The sequence below is a fragment of the Tateyamaria sp. genome (assembly GCF_059783535.1).
In genome coordinates this window covers 19,296-33,205 of the sequence record NZ_JBYNDP010000031.1, presented here as the reverse complement: position 1 = coordinate 33,205, position 13,910 = coordinate 19,296, and the positions used below count along the sequence as shown (strand labels likewise).

The 13,910-nt window shown below is 60.7% G+C and carries 20 protein-coding genes; 17 read left to right on the top strand and 3 right to left on the bottom strand.

The annotated features are described in order from the left end of the window. The 4 genes from rimO to trhA form a co-directional block, all read left to right on the top strand. The coding region (gene rimO / locus AC6RA8_RS08550) for a 30S ribosomal protein S12 methylthiotransferase RimO (protein ID WP_500352015.1) at nucleotides 1-893 on the top strand (893 nt) is incomplete at its 5' end. A gap of 201 nt (nucleotides 894-1,094) precedes the next feature. Then, nucleotides 1,095-1,442: a hypothetical protein gene (locus tag AC6RA8_RS08545; RefSeq protein ID WP_500352014.1), complete on the top strand. Its 348-nt coding sequence runs from the start codon at nucleotides 1,095-1,097 to the stop codon at nucleotides 1,440-1,442. A gap of 51 nt (nucleotides 1,443-1,493) precedes the next feature. Then, nucleotides 1,494-1,877, top strand: a complete 384-nt coding sequence (locus tag AC6RA8_RS08540; RefSeq protein WP_500352012.1) for a thiol-disulfide oxidoreductase DCC family protein — start codon at nucleotides 1,494-1,496, stop codon at nucleotides 1,875-1,877. 46 nt (nucleotides 1,878-1,923) lie between these two features. Continuing rightward, nucleotides 1,924-2,556, top strand: a complete 633-nt coding sequence (gene trhA, locus AC6RA8_RS08535) for a PAQR family membrane homeostasis protein TrhA (RefSeq protein ID WP_500352011.1) — start codon at nucleotides 1,924-1,926, stop codon at nucleotides 2,554-2,556. Here trhA and AC6RA8_RS08530 read toward each other — a convergent pair. Beyond that, nucleotides 2,548-2,808: a DUF6455 family protein gene (locus tag AC6RA8_RS08530; protein WP_500352010.1), complete on the bottom strand. Its 261-nt coding sequence runs from the start codon at nucleotides 2,806-2,808 to the stop codon at nucleotides 2,548-2,550. The genes trhA and AC6RA8_RS08530 overlap by 9 nt on opposite strands. A 74-nt stretch (nucleotides 2,809-2,882) precedes the next feature. Next, nucleotides 2,883-3,269: a YigZ family protein gene (locus AC6RA8_RS08525; protein WP_500352008.1), complete on the bottom strand. Its 387-nt coding sequence runs from the start codon at nucleotides 3,267-3,269 to the stop codon at nucleotides 2,883-2,885. A gap of 55 nt (nucleotides 3,270-3,324) precedes the next feature. On the opposite strand from AC6RA8_RS08525, the gene AC6RA8_RS08520 reads away from it, so the two are divergent. After that, complete coding sequence (locus AC6RA8_RS08520) at nucleotides 3,325-3,606, top strand: CBU_0592 family membrane protein (protein ID WP_500352006.1); 282 nt, start codon at nucleotides 3,325-3,327, stop codon at nucleotides 3,604-3,606. On the opposite strand, the gene AC6RA8_RS08515 is transcribed toward AC6RA8_RS08520, so the two are convergent. Then, nucleotides 3,603-4,325, bottom strand: coding sequence for a M48 family metallopeptidase (locus AC6RA8_RS08515; protein ID WP_500352016.1), 723 nt, complete (start codon nucleotides 4,323-4,325; stop codon nucleotides 3,603-3,605). The two genes, AC6RA8_RS08520 and AC6RA8_RS08515, sit on opposite strands and share 4 nt — an antisense overlap. 123 nt (nucleotides 4,326-4,448) lie before the next feature. Here AC6RA8_RS08515 and AC6RA8_RS08510 point away from each other — a divergent pair, with 123 nt between their 5' ends. The 12 genes from AC6RA8_RS08510 to AC6RA8_RS08455 all read left to right on the top strand — a co-directional run bounded on the left by AC6RA8_RS08510 (nucleotide 4,449) and on the right by AC6RA8_RS08455 (nucleotide 13,784). Next, nucleotides 4,449-4,688, top strand: a complete 240-nt coding sequence (locus AC6RA8_RS08510; RefSeq protein ID WP_500352005.1) for a DUF8831 family protein — start codon at nucleotides 4,449-4,451, stop codon at nucleotides 4,686-4,688. Nucleotides 4,689-4,747: 59 nt separating this feature from the next. Next, complete coding sequence (locus tag AC6RA8_RS08505; protein ID WP_500352003.1) at nucleotides 4,748-5,611, top strand: branched-chain amino acid aminotransferase; 864 nt, start codon at nucleotides 4,748-4,750, stop codon at nucleotides 5,609-5,611. After that, on the top strand, nucleotides 5,604-6,200 hold the full coding sequence (locus AC6RA8_RS08500; protein WP_500352002.1) for a 2-hydroxychromene-2-carboxylate isomerase: 597 nt from the start codon (nucleotides 5,604-5,606) through the stop codon (nucleotides 6,198-6,200). The genes AC6RA8_RS08505 and AC6RA8_RS08500 overlap by 8 nt, the downstream gene beginning before the upstream one ends. A gap of 65 nt (nucleotides 6,201-6,265) precedes the next feature. Then, nucleotides 6,266-6,721 (top strand): universal stress protein, encoded by a 456-nt coding sequence (locus AC6RA8_RS08495; RefSeq protein ID WP_500352000.1) that lies wholly within the window; start codon nucleotides 6,266-6,268, stop codon nucleotides 6,719-6,721. A gap of 100 nt (nucleotides 6,722-6,821) precedes the next feature. Then, nucleotides 6,822-7,385 carry a NifU family protein gene (locus AC6RA8_RS08490; protein ID WP_500351998.1) on the top strand — a complete coding sequence of 188 codons (564 nt, stop codon included), beginning with the start codon at nucleotides 6,822-6,824 and terminating at the stop codon, nucleotides 7,383-7,385. Further along, nucleotides 7,375-7,806, top strand: a complete 432-nt coding sequence (locus tag AC6RA8_RS08485) for a GFA family protein (protein ID WP_500351996.1) — start codon at nucleotides 7,375-7,377, stop codon at nucleotides 7,804-7,806. The genes AC6RA8_RS08490 and AC6RA8_RS08485 overlap by 11 nt, the downstream gene beginning before the upstream one ends. Continuing rightward, nucleotides 7,803-8,375: a tRNA (adenosine(37)-N6)-threonylcarbamoyltransferase complex dimerization subunit type 1 TsaB gene (tsaB, locus tag AC6RA8_RS08480; RefSeq protein WP_500351994.1), complete on the top strand. Its 573-nt coding sequence runs from the start codon at nucleotides 7,803-7,805 to the stop codon at nucleotides 8,373-8,375. Before AC6RA8_RS08485 ends, tsaB begins: the two co-directional genes overlap by 4 nt. Then, complete coding sequence (rimI, locus tag AC6RA8_RS08475) at nucleotides 8,372-8,818, top strand: ribosomal protein S18-alanine N-acetyltransferase (RefSeq protein ID WP_500351992.1); 447 nt, start codon at nucleotides 8,372-8,374, stop codon at nucleotides 8,816-8,818. Before tsaB ends, rimI begins: the two co-directional genes overlap by 4 nt. Nucleotides 8,819-9,018: 200 nt before the next feature. Next, nucleotides 9,019-10,014 (top strand): BMP family lipoprotein, encoded by a 996-nt coding sequence (locus AC6RA8_RS08470; RefSeq protein WP_500351990.1) that lies wholly within the window; start codon nucleotides 9,019-9,021, stop codon nucleotides 10,012-10,014. A 72-nt stretch (nucleotides 10,015-10,086) separates the two neighbouring features. Next, nucleotides 10,087-11,682 carry an ABC transporter ATP-binding protein gene (locus tag AC6RA8_RS08465; RefSeq protein WP_500351988.1) on the top strand — a complete coding sequence of 532 codons (1,596 nt, stop codon included), beginning with the start codon at nucleotides 10,087-10,089 and terminating at the stop codon, nucleotides 11,680-11,682. A 3-nt stretch (nucleotides 11,683-11,685) separates the two neighbouring features. Beyond that, nucleotides 11,686-12,804, top strand: coding sequence for an ABC transporter permease (locus tag AC6RA8_RS08460; RefSeq protein ID WP_189370931.1), 1,119 nt, complete (start codon nucleotides 11,686-11,688; stop codon nucleotides 12,802-12,804). Between the two features lie 5 nt (nucleotides 12,805-12,809). Then, the gene (locus AC6RA8_RS08455) at nucleotides 12,810-13,784 is read left to right on the top strand and encodes an ABC transporter permease (RefSeq protein WP_500351985.1); all 975 of its coding nucleotides are present in this window, start codon (nucleotides 12,810-12,812) and stop codon (nucleotides 13,782-13,784) included. The last annotated feature ends 126 nt before the right edge of the window (nucleotides 13,785-13,910 follow it).

Here is a 13,910-nt window from a genome sequence, read left to right as displayed (position 1 = left end):
GCTACCTCAAGATTTCTGAGGGCTGTAACCACAAGTGCAAGTTCTGCATCATCCCCGACATGCGTGGACGCCTTGCATCCCGCCCGGCTCATGCCGTTGTGCGCGAAGCCGAAAAGCTGGTTGAGGCCGGGGTGAAGGAACTCCTGGTTATCTCTCAGGATACGTCGGCCTATGGCGTGGACATCAAACATGCCGAAGATCGCGGACACCGCGCCCATATCACCAACCTCGCCCGCGATCTTGGGTCGCTGGGGGCGTGGGTGCGGTTGCACTATGTCTATCCCTACCCCCATGTGCGCGATCTGATCCCGCTGATGGCGGAGGGGTTGATCCTGCCCTATCTCGACATTCCGTTCCAGCATGCCCACACGGACACGCTACGCCGGATGGCGCGGCCTGCTGCAGCAGAACGCACGCTGGACCGGATCGCGGAATGGCGGTCGATCTGTCCCGAGATCACGCTGCGGTCCACATTCATCGTCGGTTATCCCGGTGAGACGGAGGAGGAATTCCAGACTCTTCTCGACTGGATGGATGAGGCGCAACTGGATCGCGTGGGCTGTTTTCAATACGAAAATGTGGAAGGCGCGCGGTCGAACGCGCTGCCCGATCACGTGGCCCCGGAGCTGAAGCAAGAGCGGTGGGAGCGGTTCATGGAGAAGGCTGCCGCCATCTCCGAAGCCAAGCTGGCCGCAAAGGTGAGTCAACGCATGGACGTGATCGTCGACGAAGTGGACGAAGAAGCGGCCACCTGCCGGACCAAGGCTGATGCGCCCGAGATCGACGGCAACCTGTTCATCGACGAAGCGTTCGAGGACCTGACCCCCGGCGATATCGTTACCGTCGAGGTGGACGAGGCTGGTGACTACGACCTATGGGGCAAGCTGGTCTAGGGCGGATCAAGATCCGCCTTACATTCTATGCGTAAGGCGGAGGTGTCCTCCGCCCGTCTCACCCCGCGCTGGCGCATCGGGATGCGCCTTACCGAGACCCCGTATACGTAAGGCGCACGTGCCGTGCGCCCTGCCAGACTTGTAAAATTTTACGTATGTTCTATATTTGTTCTCCACCTAGCGAAAGCGAGGAGAACAGATATGTCAATCCATCCCACCCTTCCCGGCCTGTTCGAGCCGGTGCAGACGGCCCTGCCTCTTGAGACGCAACCTGCCACGGAGAAGCAGATTGCCTATGCCCGCACTTTGGCGGCAAAGACGGGTCACGCCCTACCTGCAGCCTTGTTCCGCGACCGGGCAGGATTGTCGGCGTGGATCGATCAGGCCAAGCCCAAAGCCCCCGGCGGTCGGTTTTCGGCTTATCCCAGTGCCAAACAAGTGCAGTTTGCCGAACGCATCGCCCGCCTGAAGCGCCGCCAGATCCCGGCGGAGTGCTTTAAGGACAAGGTGATGATGTCGCGCTGGATTGATGGGAACAAACCGCGGTGAGTGCGGCGCTTTGTCTGTGGGCGCGGGTGTTTGGATGACTATCTTTGGCGCATGAGTGATGACACCCGCGTTCTGTACAATGCCAACTGCCCGGTCTGCAATTTCGAGATCAGCCACTATGCCACGTATAGTGATGCACAGGCCCTGACCATTCGGTTCGAGGATCTGAACCGAGCCGAGATGGCGGAATGGGGGTTAAGCCGGGACGAGGCCGCGCGACGGCTTTATGTGCTGAAGGACGGGCAGATGTATTCGGGCATTCCGGCTTTCATCGTGCTGTGGCAGGAGATGCCGCGCTATCGCTGGCTGGCGCGGATCGTGTCCCTGCCCGGCATACATTGGCTGGCGTCCAAGGCATATGATCACGTGCTGGCGCCGCTCATCTACCGGTGGCATCTGCGGCGTCAGGCGGCAGCAACGTCAACTGAATCGTGAGGATTTGTGCCTAGACTGTGAACAGATCACAGGTCAGGTTGCCCAAATGCCGTACCCATATTCCGTTCGCGAAACCCTTGCTGATGCTTCCGTTCATATTCTTGGTCTGACGGCCGGGATCACGGCAAGTGCCATGCTGTTGGTCCATGTCGCCCAGACCCAAGGGGCGGCACAGATTGCTGCGACCAGCATTTATGCCGGCTTTGCGGTCTTTGCCCTTGTGGCGTCCGCCGCTTACCATCTGCTGCCGTGGGAGCGGTCGCGCCCGGTGTTTCACCGGATTGATCACGCCGCCATCTACCTCAAGATTGCTGGCACCTATACGCCGCTGGTTGTCCTGATCGGCTCGGCTTTTTCTTATGTGGTGTTGGCGGCTGTCTGGCTGGTGGCCCTGATTGGGGCCGTGGCCAAGCTGAGCTTCTGGGCCACGGATGCGCGCGGATCGCTGGCGCTGTACCTGGCAATGGGCTGGGCAAGCGTGTTGCTAATTTGGCCGATGTGGCAGAACCTGCCCGGTGCCTCGACCGCGTTGATCGTGGTGGGTGGAGGTCTGTATTCCTTGGGCACGGTGTTTTATGCGCAGAAGTCGTTGCGCTTTCAGAACGCCATCTGGCACAGCTTTGTGCTGGCGGCATCCGCCTGTTTCTTTGGTGCGGTCGCTTTGGGCGTGTCAGTCTGAGCGGCGCGCCAGGTCAGCAAAAGCTTCGGCGTTGCGACAGAAATCCGGCGTTTCGGAAACTTGCCCCGGTTGCACTTTAAGCCATTTTTCACAAACATCTGGCTTGGTGCAGCCCGCGCAACGCAGCACCATGTCCGAGATGTCGGAGGGTGTCAGATGCGCCCGCAGGGCGGCTTCTTGCAAGTCGACCCCGCGGGCGGCGGCCATGCGGTCGACAAGATCGGCGTGGGTCTTCAATCGGGCGTCAGTCATCGGGCGTCCCTTTCGACGAGATCCTTGGATGACCCCAGCCTGACGGGCGCGTTGCGGAAGGTCCTTGATCCAGATCAAAGCTGGTCCAGATAGGCCCGCACGCAGCTTTGCACATGGCGGAAGCGATCACCGCCCAGATGCTTGCCGCCATACCAGCGTGTGACCACCACGAGATGATCCTGCAGCCCTTCGCGTTCGAGCATGCGCAGGATGACCATTCCGGCGCCGCTCTCACCATCGTCGCCCTTGATCGGGCCGCCTTCAGACAGAGCCGCGCCCCAGGTGTTGTGGGTCGCCTTGGCGTAAGCGCGGTCACGTTTGAGTTCTTTGAGTGCGGCGTCAATATCGGCCCGCGATGTGACGGGGCAGCCCGACACAGCGTATTTGGACCCACGGTCCGTCAGGATGTGCCCAAGCTGCTTCAAGGTCGGGTTTCCCAGACCCGACAGACGGGTCCGCATGTGCTAGCCACGTCGTATTGATTGATTGAAGACATTTTGAACCGGGGATTTTCCCATGACGTATTCTTTGCTTGAGACCATGCACATTTACGAGGTCATCGGCATATTGGGGTTTGCCCTTTATGTGATCAACTACGGGCTGTTGACCACCCGCTGCCTGAGCGGCGATTGCCTGACGTACTTCACCATCAACCTGATTGCCGCAAGCTGCGTTCTTCTGGGCCTGATGGCGAGCTTCAACCTTGCCTCTGCACTGATCCAGATTTTTTGGGTGGCGATGTCCATTGTCGGCATCCTGATCCGCTTGCGCAGACGGCGATATCGGACAATCGCCTAGAGCCCGGCCGCTGTTCGCCGCACGATTTCGATGCGCTGCGCGTTGGGCGGGTGCGTGCCAAGGAAGCGATCGCCGGGATCGGGGATACGGTTAAAGAATTGGGCCCCTTTGACGGGATCATACCCGCCAGCAGCCGTGATGATCGTGCCCAGCGCGTCGGCCTCAAGCTCGAAATCCTTGGAATAGGTGCGGGCACCCACCTGTGCGCCGATCCGCTGCGCTGACTCAACTGCACCTGCGTCCCCGCCGGTCAGCGTTGTGGCCAAACCGCCGAAAATGACGGCCCCTGCCGCTGCGTTCTGCTGCTGACGCGCGATATGCCCGCGCACATGGTGCGCCGCTTCGTGCCCCAATACAAAGGCCAGTTCATCCGCATTCCGCGCGTCGTCGATCAACCGTTCTGTGAACACAAGAAGCGGGCGCCCGTTGTCATCCAGCGTCTGGAACGCATTGGAAGGCGCGTTCGGACGATCATCCACGACGATCTTGAAATCGCAGTTCACATCTCGTGTCCGGGCCCGGCACTCGCGTTCCGCCACAGGTTCCATCCGCCGAACGACCTCTGCAAAGGTGCGCAGGGACTGCTGTCGCGACCCCAACTCGTCCGGTACTTCCCGTACGGCGGGCGCCGGGTTGCCGGTCGGAGCAGACGTGACAACCACGTCATCGCAGGCGGCCACAAAAGCTACGGTTGTCAAAGCGGCCAAGAGACGCGTGATCAAGGCGAGGTCCTTTCGTACGAAACGCGGCAGATACTATCACGCACGCCCGCAGCTTCCAGCCCTGTTCACGCAGCCGTGTGCCTCTTTGCAACTCTGCTCCCATGGCATACGTTTGAACCCATGTTTACAATCGAGCATGAATTCGACGCCACGGTCATCACACTTGTGGATGATGGGGCCACCCCCCTGCAGGAAGATGTCGTGATCAACTCCTTCGCCGAGGTGATCACGGTGGAACAATACGACCCGCGCACCGACAGCGTGGTCAAGATCACCCTGTCCCCCGAACAGGCGCGCGATCTGGCCGCTGCGCTGGACCTGCCTGAAGGTGTGTACCAGTTGCGCAAGGAGCCGAAGTGAAAAGGTCTGGACCCTTGACCTGCCTCTGCTAGCCTGCGCGGCAATACGGGAGGACAGACATGGCAACCGGCACCAAGATCCGCACATTTTATGAAGGTGCGTGGCACGATGAAGATGTGGCGATCATGCGCGCTGCCGATCATGGCAGTTGGGTCGGCAGCACCGTCTTTGACGGCGCACGCTGGTTCGATGGCCGCGCGCCCGATCTGGACCTGCATTGCGCCCGCGTGAACCGATCCGCCGAAGCCTTAATGCTGACCCCAACCATGGAAAGCGCGGATATCGTGGAGGCGATCCACGAGGGATTGAAAGCCTATGATCCGTCCGATGCCGTTTACATCCGACCCATGTATTGGGGTTTGGACGGCGACGCGTCGGGAATCGTACCGAAATCGGACGCCACCGGATTTGCCATCTGCCTCGAAGCGATCCCGATGGCTGTCCCAACCACGTCGATCACTTTGGGCCGTACCCGGTTTCGCCGCCCTGTGATTGAAGACAACGTGGTCAACGCCAAGGCGGGCTGCCTCTATCCCAACAACGCCCGCATGCTGGCCGAGGTGCGCAAGCGCGGGTTCCAGAACGCGCTGGTCGCCGATGCGATGGGCAATGTGGCGGAAAGCGCCACGGCCAACGTGTTCATGGTCAAGGATGGCGCGGTCTTTACCCCCATCCCGAACGGTACATTTCTGTCGGGCATCACCCGCGCCCGCCACATGTCCAACATGCGTGCCGATGGGATGGAGGTCATCGAAAAGGTCCTGACCTTCGAAGACTTCGAGGACGCGGACGAGGTGTTCCTATCCGGCAACATGATGAAGGTCACGCCGGTGTCGGGGTTCGAGGATACATCTTATCAGATCGGTCCTATCACCCGCCGCGTGCGCGAGATGTATTGGGATTGGGCGGCAAGCCATGGTTAAGCCGCTTGAGTTCTGGTTCGAATTTGCCAGCACCTACAGCTATCTGAGTGCTGCCCGGATTGAAGATGCCTGTGCGGATGCCGGTGTGCCGCTGGTCTGGCGGTCCTTTCTGCTTGGGCCAGTCTTTGGCGCACAGGGCATGACGGATTCGCCGTTCAACATGTTTCCGGTAAAGGGCGCGTACATGTGGACGGACATTGCGCGGTGCTGTTCCGATCTGGGCCTGCCCTTTGCCAAGCCATCCTCATTTCCGCGGGGCAGCCTGCTTGCCGCGCGCATTGCAGCGGCACATGCGGATGAGCCGTGGGTTGGCGCCTTTGTTCGCGCGGTGTACCACGCCAATTTTGCGGAGGATCGCGCTATTGCCGATGATGCCGAGATTGCCGCCATTCTGGACGAGATTGGCGAGGATGCATCCGTAGTCATCACCGTGGCAACCGCACCGGAAGGCAAGGCCCTTCTGCGTCGTGCGACCGAAGAGGCGCTTGAGCGCGGGTTGTTTGGTGCACCGAGTTTTGTCGTGGATGGCGTCTTGTTCTGGGGCAATGACCGCTTGGAACAGGCGCTTGCCCACGCCCGCGCCGCATGATCACAGGCGGGATTGCGCACAGGCAGGGCTTGGGCCATTGTGCCGAAACGTGAGCGGAGGACAGGATGCGCAAATTTCTGGTGGTGCTGGATGACAGCCGTGAGTGCCTGAACGCGATGCGTTTTGCCGCGATGCGCGCCAGCCACACGGGCGGCGGCGTTGCAATCCTGTCGGTGATCCCGCCGGACGAGTTCAATCACTGGATCGGCGTCGGCAATGTCATGCGCGAGGAGGCCCGCGAGCGCATCCACGCCCATTTCGAGGTGTTCGCCAAATGGATGCGCGACAAGCAGGGGATCGACCCTGAATTGGTGATCCGCGAAGGTCAAGCCGTGGACGAGATCATGGCACAGGTTCATGACGACCCGGAGATCGGGGTGTTGGTGTTGGGGGCCGGTACGGACAAGAAGGGCCCTGGCCCCCTTGTGACGCAACTGAGCCGAAACGCAGGCAATCTGCCCATTCCGATGACCGTCGTGCCGGGTGATTTGAGCAAAGAGAAGCTGGAAGCCATCACCTGAGCGCACAGCGTGTGTCTTTACCCACTTTAGAATCGTTCCAAACCTTGACAGTGCGTCGTTGCATCCGCATATCCTAGTGTAACGCTCAGGAGCTGTGCCCATGTTCATCCAAACCGAATCCACACCCAACCCCGCAACGCTGAAATTCCTGCCCGGCCAGTCCGTTTTGGACATGGGCACGGCGGATTTCCCAACAGCCGAAGCGGCAGACAAATCGCCGCTGGCCAAGCGCATCTTTGCGGTCGAGGGTGTGACGGGCGTGTTCTTTGGTACGGATTTTGTCACCGTGACCAAGGCCGATTCCGTTGACTGGGACCACATCAAGCCTGCCCTGCTGGGCGCGATCATGGAGCATTTCCAATCCGGCCAGCCCATCATGGATGATGGCCACGCTCCTGCGTCCGGTCATGCCGAACATGATGGTGAGGATGCCGCCGTTGTGGGCCAGATCAAGGAACTGCTCGACAGCCGGGTCCGCCCTGCCGTGGCACAAGACGGTGGCGATATCACATTCCACGGCTTTGACCGCGGCGTTGTTTACCTGCACATGCAGGGCGCCTGCGCAGGCTGCCCGTCCTCGACCCTCACGCTGAAAATGGGGATCGAGAATCTGCTGCGCCACTACATTCCCGAGGTGACAGAGGTACGCCCTGTTGCCGTCTGACACTGCCGGGCCGATCACGGCCCGATGTTATTGCGGTGCGTCCCGACTGACGCTGGATAAGCCACCTTTCACGGTGGCTTATTGCCATTGCAGCGATTGCCGTCGCTGGACAGGGGCGCCAGTTGCGGCCTTTGCCGCTTTTGACCGGGCGGATGTCATCGCGCAATTGCCGGATGCATTTCGGGGGGCCACCGGTGTGGAACGCTGGACATGCCCTACCTGTCACGCTCCGCTGGGGGCTGCCTTCGACTACTTGCCGGACCAGATCTATGTGCCTGTTGGCATTATTGATCAGGCGGATCAGCTTGTTCCTGAAATGCACAGCCATGCGGGCAATGCGTTGCCCTGGCTGCATATCGACGACGACCTGCCGCGTTCCGATGCATCGGCCCGTGATGCTTTGAACACCGTGGCCGAATGAAAAAACCGCTGATCCTTGGATTTGACACGTCTGCGGCCCATTGCGCAGCGGCATTGGTGCGCGGCGATGCCGTTTTGACCTCCGTTGGTGAAGAGATGGCGCGCGGTCAGGCCGAGCGGTTGATGGGCCTGCTTGAGGAAGTCCTGGAAAGCCATGACATAAACTGGGCCGATCTGGATGCGCTGGCCGTGGGAACCGGGCCAGGCAACTTCACCGGCATTCGGATCGGTGTGTCGGCGGCGCGCGGTCTGGCCCTTGGGCTGGGATGCCCCGCCTACGGCGTCACAGGGTTCGAGGCCCGGACGCGGATAGCGCCTAAGGGAACCATTGTCGCCATCCCCGCGCCCCGCGACATGGCATACGTCATGGAATGCACCCAAGCGCAGTTGCAACCGGTCGCGGACATCCCGAACGCGGCCCCACACCCCACACCGGCAGAATTGGCCACTGCCATTGCACAACACGGCGCCTCTGTCTGGCCAACACAGGCACCACCCCCCGCCCCGCTCTATGTCCGCCCACCGGATGCGGCGCCTGCGCGGGATGCGCCGCCACCCATCCTGACATGACACCGGACACGCTTGCCGTTTTGCACAAGGTGGCCTTTGCGCAGGAACGTCCGTGGTCAGCGCAGGAGTTTGCCGATCTTCTGGCGAATCCCCACACATACCTAAGCGCATCCGAATGCGGATTCGCCCTGTGGCGCGGGATTGCCGGAGAGGCGGAACTGCTGACCATCGCCGTTGACCCCGCGCATCAGCGGCGGGGCATCGGCACGAAATTGATGACCACCTGGATGTCAGAGGCGGCCAAGACTTGCACCAGCGCCTTTCTTGAAGTCGCCTCAGACAATGCAAGCGCCATCGCGCTCTACTCCCGCCAAGGCTTTGAAATCATTGCAACTCGCACAGACTACTACCATCGCGCGGACAGCCGTGCCGATGCGCTGATCATGCGTGCGGCTCTCTCCTTCCCTGTTTCAGAAAAATCCTCGGGGAGGCTTCGCCCCTAGGGCGGAGCGGGGGCAGACAGCCCCCCTGCCTACCCAATCAGCTTTGCGCAAGGTCAGGTCCCTTCTCACCCGCCCCATGGGTTAAAAAGCGGTTGACGCCCCCCCGCCCCTGCGGCCTAATCCCGTATGATCTTTTGATCCCGGGCGTTCGGTGGTCCGCTGCCACCGCCCCAACCAATATAAACTGGGAGACCTGATACATGACCATGATGCAGAAATTCCTTGGCGCGACCGCGGCCCTGGCCCTGTCCGCAGGTGCTGCGCTGGCTGAACCCGCGCTGATCTTCGATCTGGGCGGCAAGTTCGACAAATCCTTTAACGAAGCAGCGTTCAACGGTGCGAAACGCTGGGCTGATGAGACCGGCAACACCTTCCGCGAGATCGAATTGCAGTCCGAGGCGCAGCGCGAGCAGGCCCTGCGCCGCTTTGCCGAATCCGGCGCGAATCCGATCGTCATGGCAGGCTTCGCCTTTGCCGATGCACTGGGTCAGGTCGCCGCTGACTACCCGGACACCAAGTTCACCATCATCGATATGGTTGTGGATGCGCCCAACGTGCGCTCGGTCGTCTTTAACGAACACGAGGGCAGCTACCTTGTGGGCATGATGGCCGCACAGGCCAGCGAATCCGGCACGGTCGGCTTCATTGGCGGCATGGACATCCCGCTGATCCGCAAGTTCGCCTGCGGCTATGCACAAGGCGTCAAAGCCGTGAACGCCGATGCGACTGTCATCGCCAACATGACAGGCACCACACCTGCCGCATGGAACGACCCGGTGAAAGGGTCTGAGCTGACCAAAGCACAGATCAGCCAGGGTGCTGATGTTGTATACGCTGCAGCAGGCGGCACCGGCGTCGGTGTTCTGCAAACCGCAGCCGACGAAGACATCCTGTCGATCGGCGTGGACAGCAACCAGAACTACCTGCACTCAGGCAAGGTTCTGACGTCGATGATGAAGCGCGTGGACAACGCCGTGTTCCAGGCCTTTACCGATGGCGTGGACATGGAAACCGGCTTTAACGTCATGGGTCTTGCCAATGGCGGCGTGGGCTATGCCCTGGACGAGCACAACGCCGCCCTGGTTTCGGACGAGATGAAAGCGGCCGTGGACGCCGCATCGGCCGACATCGCCAGCGGTGCTCTGACTGTCCACGACTACATGTCGGACGACAGCTGCCCCGTGCTGAACTTCTAAATCGCGCGATTTGACAACGGGGCCGTGCCACTCAACCGTGGCGCGGCCCCTTTTCCAACCGAAGGCCCGCCCATGACAGCCCCCGCCATTGAACTCAAAGGCATTTCCAAGGCCTTCGGCCCCGTACAAGCCAACAAAGACATTTCGATCCGCGTAATGCCCGGCACAATCCACGGGATCATTGGAGAGAATGGCGCTGGCAAATCCACGCTGATGTCGATCCTGTACGGTTTCTACAAGGCGGACGCGGGCGAGATTTTCATCGGGGGCAACAAGACCGAGATTCCCGACAGCCAGGCGGCCATCGCTGCTGGTATTGGCATGGTGTTCCAGCACTTCAAGCTGGTCGAAAACTTCACCGTGCTGGAAAACATTATTCTAGGCGCCGAAGACGGTGGCTTGCTGAAACCATCGCTGTCGAAGGCCCGCAAGACCCTGCTGGAGCTGGAGAAAGAATACGACCTCAAGGTCGATCCCGATGCCGTCATTGAAGAGATCGGCGTGGGCATGCAGCAGCGCGTCGAGATCCTGAAAGCCCTGTACCGGCAGGCCAACATCCTGATTCTGGATGAGCCCACGGGCGTTTTGACGCCTGCAGAGGCGGATCAGCTGTTCCGTATTCTGGGGCGTCTCAAGGAAGAGGGCAAAACAATAATCCTGATCACGCACAAGCTGCGTGAGATCATGGACATCACCGACACCGTCAGCGTGATGCGCCGGGGCGAAATGACAGCCACCGTCAAAACCGCCGAAACCAGCCCCGAAGAGCTGGCCGAGTTGATGGTCGGTCGCAAGGTGTTGCTGCGCGTCGACAAGGCACCAGCGACACCCGGCGATGTTGTGTTGGACGTCAAGAATCTGAAAGTTGTGGACGAGCAGGGCGTTGAGCGTCTGCGTGGTATCGATCTGCAGGTGCGCGCAGGTGAAATTGTGGGCATTGCTGGCGTTGCAGGCAACGGTCAGTCAGAGCTGCTTGAGGTGCTGGGTGGCTACGAGGACGCTACCGGGACCGTAACTTTGAACGGCCAGCCCATTGATTTGACCGGCAAGTATTCGGATGGGCGGTCGCGCCGCGACCGTGGCATCGCCCACGTGCCCGAGGATCGCCAGCGCGAAGGCCTGATCATGGATTTCGCGGCCTGGGAAAACACCGCGTTCGGCTATCACAGGGATGCGGCCTATACCTCCGGCCTGCTCAGCAACAATGCTGCCATCAAGGCGGATACGGCCGAGAAGATGGAGCGCTTTGACGTGCGTCCGCCGCACCCGCATCTGGCGGCCAAGAACTTCTCCGGCGGTAACCAGCAAAAGATCGTGCTGGCGCGCGAGATTGAGCGGAACCCGGACCTGTTGCTGATCGGCCAACCGACGCGTGGTGTCGACATCGGCGCCATCGAATTCATTCACCAGCAGATCGTGGCCCTGCGTGATCAGGGCAAGGCGATTTTGCTGGTGTCGGTTGAGTTGGAAGAAATCCTTGGTCTTGCCGACCGGGTGGCCGTCATGTTTGACGGACAGATCATGGGTGAGCGGCAGACGACCGAGACTGACGAAAAAGAACTGGGCTTGCTGATGGCCGGCATTACCGACACCGACAAGCCTCACACGATGGCCGAGATTGAAGCCAACCTTGCCCATGCGCACGGCGATGCGTCGAAGGAGGTCTGAACCATGGATGTGATGCCAAAATGGGCCGAGGTGATCCTTGTTCCGCTGATCTCCCTGATCCTTGCCGCAATCCTGTCGGCGCTGGTGATCCTTGCCATTGGCGAGAACCCGGTTGAGGCGGTGAACCTGATGGTCACCGGCGCGATTGGGTCGACCTATGGCTGGGGCTACACGCTCTACTACGCGACCAACTTCATGTTTACAGGGCTAGCCGTGTCCGTGGCGTTCCACGCCGGGCTGTTCAACATCGGGGGCGAAGGTCAGGCCATGTTGGGCGGGCTGGGCGTGGCCCTTGTGTTGCTTTTCATTCCCTGGCCGCATTGGACGATTGCCTTGCTTGCAGCTACGGCGGGGGCTGCCGTCTTTGGCGCGCTTTGGGCCGCGATCCCGGCCTATCTGCAAGCCAAGCGGGGCAGCCATATCGTGATCACCACAATCATGTTCAACTTCATCGCGGCTGCCGTTCTGAACTACATGCTGGTCAACCAGTTGCGTCCCGCGGGCAGCATGGACCCCGCGACTGAGCGGTTCCGGGAGGCAGTGCATCTGCCCAACCTGCACGAGATGCTGGCCCCTATCGGCATCAACTTCTCCAAGGCGGCCCCTGCAAACGTGTCGCTGGTCATTGCCATCATCGCCTGTGTTCTGGTGTGGCTGCTGATCTGGCGCACACCGCTGGGCCTGGAAATCAGGTCCTATGGCAAGTCGGGCCGGGCCGCCAAATACGCAGGTATCGGAGCCGTGCGCATCACCATGATCGCCATGCTGATCTCCGGCGCGCTGGCGGGCATGATGGCGATCAACAACGTGATGGGCGAGGCCGAGCGGCTGGTCTTGAACGCTGTTGAAGGTGCAGGCTTTATCGGCATCGCGGTAGCCCTGATGGGCCGCAGCCACCCATTCGGCGTTTTCCTGGCCGCCATCTTGTTTGGCTTCCTGTACCAGGGTGGGGCTGAGCTGGCGCTTTGGACGTCGATCCCACGTGAACTGATTGTCGTCATTCAGGCGCTTGTGATCCTGTTCACGGGGGCGCTGGACAACATGGTGCGCATGCCGCTGGAAAAAGTGTTTCTGGCGGCGCGCAACGCGCGCGCATCCAAATCGGTTGAGCCGGCGGAGTAAGTAAGATGGATTTTCTCGCCCTTTTCGATCTTTCCGTCCTTGATTCAACCGTCCGTTTGGCGACGCCTCTGCTGCTGGCCTGCCTTGCCGGCCTGTTCTCGGAACGTGCGGGCATTTTCGACATCGGCCTTGAGGGCAAGATGCTGTTTGCGGCCTTCTTCTCTGCCGCTGTGGCGGCCCTGACTGGATCGGTCTGGCTGGGCCTGCTGGCGGGTGTCGCATCATCTATGGTGCTCTCGGGCATCCACGGCCTCGCTTCGATCACCTTCCGGGGCAACCAGTTAATCTCGGGCGTGGCCATCAACTTCCTTGCCGCGGGCATGACAGTGCTGATTGCACAGGATTGGTTTCAACAGGGCGGGCGTACCCCGTCGCTGATCGGCGGTGGGCGGTTCGAACCGATCATACTGCCCTTCGCGGAAAGTCTGCGCGGCGTGCCATTCCTCGGCCCGATCTATGCCGAGCTGATCTCGGGCCACTCCATCCTTGTCTATGTGGCGCTTCTGGCCGTGCCGGGCACGTGGTGGCTCCTGTTCCGCACCCGCTTTGGCCTGCGCCTGCGTGCTGTGGGGGAAAACCCGGCGGCGGTTGATACAGCCGGTGTATCGGTTGTGGGCCTACGCTTTGTCGCGGTGGGTATCTGCGGCATCCTGTGTGGCATCGCAGGGGCATATCTGGCGACGGGCCTGCAAGCGGGTTTCGTCAAGGACATGACAGCCGGTCGCGGCTTCATCGCGCTGGCCGCCCTTATCTTTGCCAAGTGGCGGCCCTGGCATGCGCTTTGGGCCACATTGTTGTTCGGTTACCTGCAGGCCATCGCACTGCGTCCGGACATTATCGAGGGCGCCCTTGGGTTCAAGGTGCAGGTCCAGCTTCTGGACGCCCTGCCCTATATCCTGACCGTGGTGATCCTGGCCGGCTTTGTGGGCAAGGCGATTCCCCCGCGTGCGGGTGGGGAGCCTTACGTGAAAGAACGGTAAGGCGCATCTTGATGCGCCACCATAACCGTCCCAACCGTAAGGCGCACATATCTGTGCGCCATGCGATAGGTCCAGATTTCTCACAAACTTAGCCCCAGTTTGCTGCAGAGCGGCATGACGTCTTGA

Coding starts and splice junctions, on each gene's coding strand:
- trhA (WP_500352011.1), top strand. CDS start 1,924: ATGCCGTACCCATATTCCGTTCGCGAAACCCTTGCTGATGCTTCCGTT.
- rimI (WP_500351992.1), top strand. CDS start 8,372: ATGACACCGGACACGCTTGCCGTTTTGCACAAGGTGGCCTTTGCGCAG.
- AC6RA8_RS08505 (WP_500352003.1), top strand. CDS start 4,748: ATGGCAACCGGCACCAAGATCCGCACATTTTATGAAGGTGCGTGGCAC.
- AC6RA8_RS08465 (WP_500351988.1), top strand. CDS start 10,087: ATGACAGCCCCCGCCATTGAACTCAAAGGCATTTCCAAGGCCTTCGGC.
- AC6RA8_RS08500 (WP_500352002.1), top strand. CDS start 5,604: ATGGTTAAGCCGCTTGAGTTCTGGTTCGAATTTGCCAGCACCTACAGC.
- AC6RA8_RS08455 (WP_500351985.1), top strand. CDS start 12,810: ATGGATTTTCTCGCCCTTTTCGATCTTTCCGTCCTTGATTCAACCGTC.
- AC6RA8_RS08530 (WP_500352010.1), bottom strand. CDS start 2,808: ATGACTGACGCCCGATTGAAGACCCACGCCGATCTTGTCGACCGCATG.
- AC6RA8_RS08470 (WP_500351990.1), top strand. CDS start 9,019: ATGACCATGATGCAGAAATTCCTTGGCGCGACCGCGGCCCTGGCCCTG.
- tsaB (WP_500351994.1), top strand. CDS start 7,803: ATGAAAAAACCGCTGATCCTTGGATTTGACACGTCTGCGGCCCATTGC.
- AC6RA8_RS08525 (WP_500352008.1), bottom strand. CDS start 3,269: ATGCGGACCCGTCTGTCGGGTCTGGGAAACCCGACCTTGAAGCAGCTT.
- AC6RA8_RS08490 (WP_500351998.1), top strand. CDS start 6,822: ATGTTCATCCAAACCGAATCCACACCCAACCCCGCAACGCTGAAATTC.
- AC6RA8_RS08460 (WP_189370931.1), top strand. CDS start 11,686: ATGGATGTGATGCCAAAATGGGCCGAGGTGATCCTTGTTCCGCTGATC.
- AC6RA8_RS08495 (WP_500352000.1), top strand. CDS start 6,266: ATGCGCAAATTTCTGGTGGTGCTGGATGACAGCCGTGAGTGCCTGAAC.
- AC6RA8_RS08510 (WP_500352005.1), top strand. CDS start 4,449: ATGTTTACAATCGAGCATGAATTCGACGCCACGGTCATCACACTTGTG.
- AC6RA8_RS08520 (WP_500352006.1), top strand. CDS start 3,325: ATGACGTATTCTTTGCTTGAGACCATGCACATTTACGAGGTCATCGGC.
- AC6RA8_RS08540 (WP_500352012.1), top strand. CDS start 1,494: ATGAGTGATGACACCCGCGTTCTGTACAATGCCAACTGCCCGGTCTGC.
- AC6RA8_RS08545 (WP_500352014.1), top strand. CDS start 1,095: ATGTCAATCCATCCCACCCTTCCCGGCCTGTTCGAGCCGGTGCAGACG.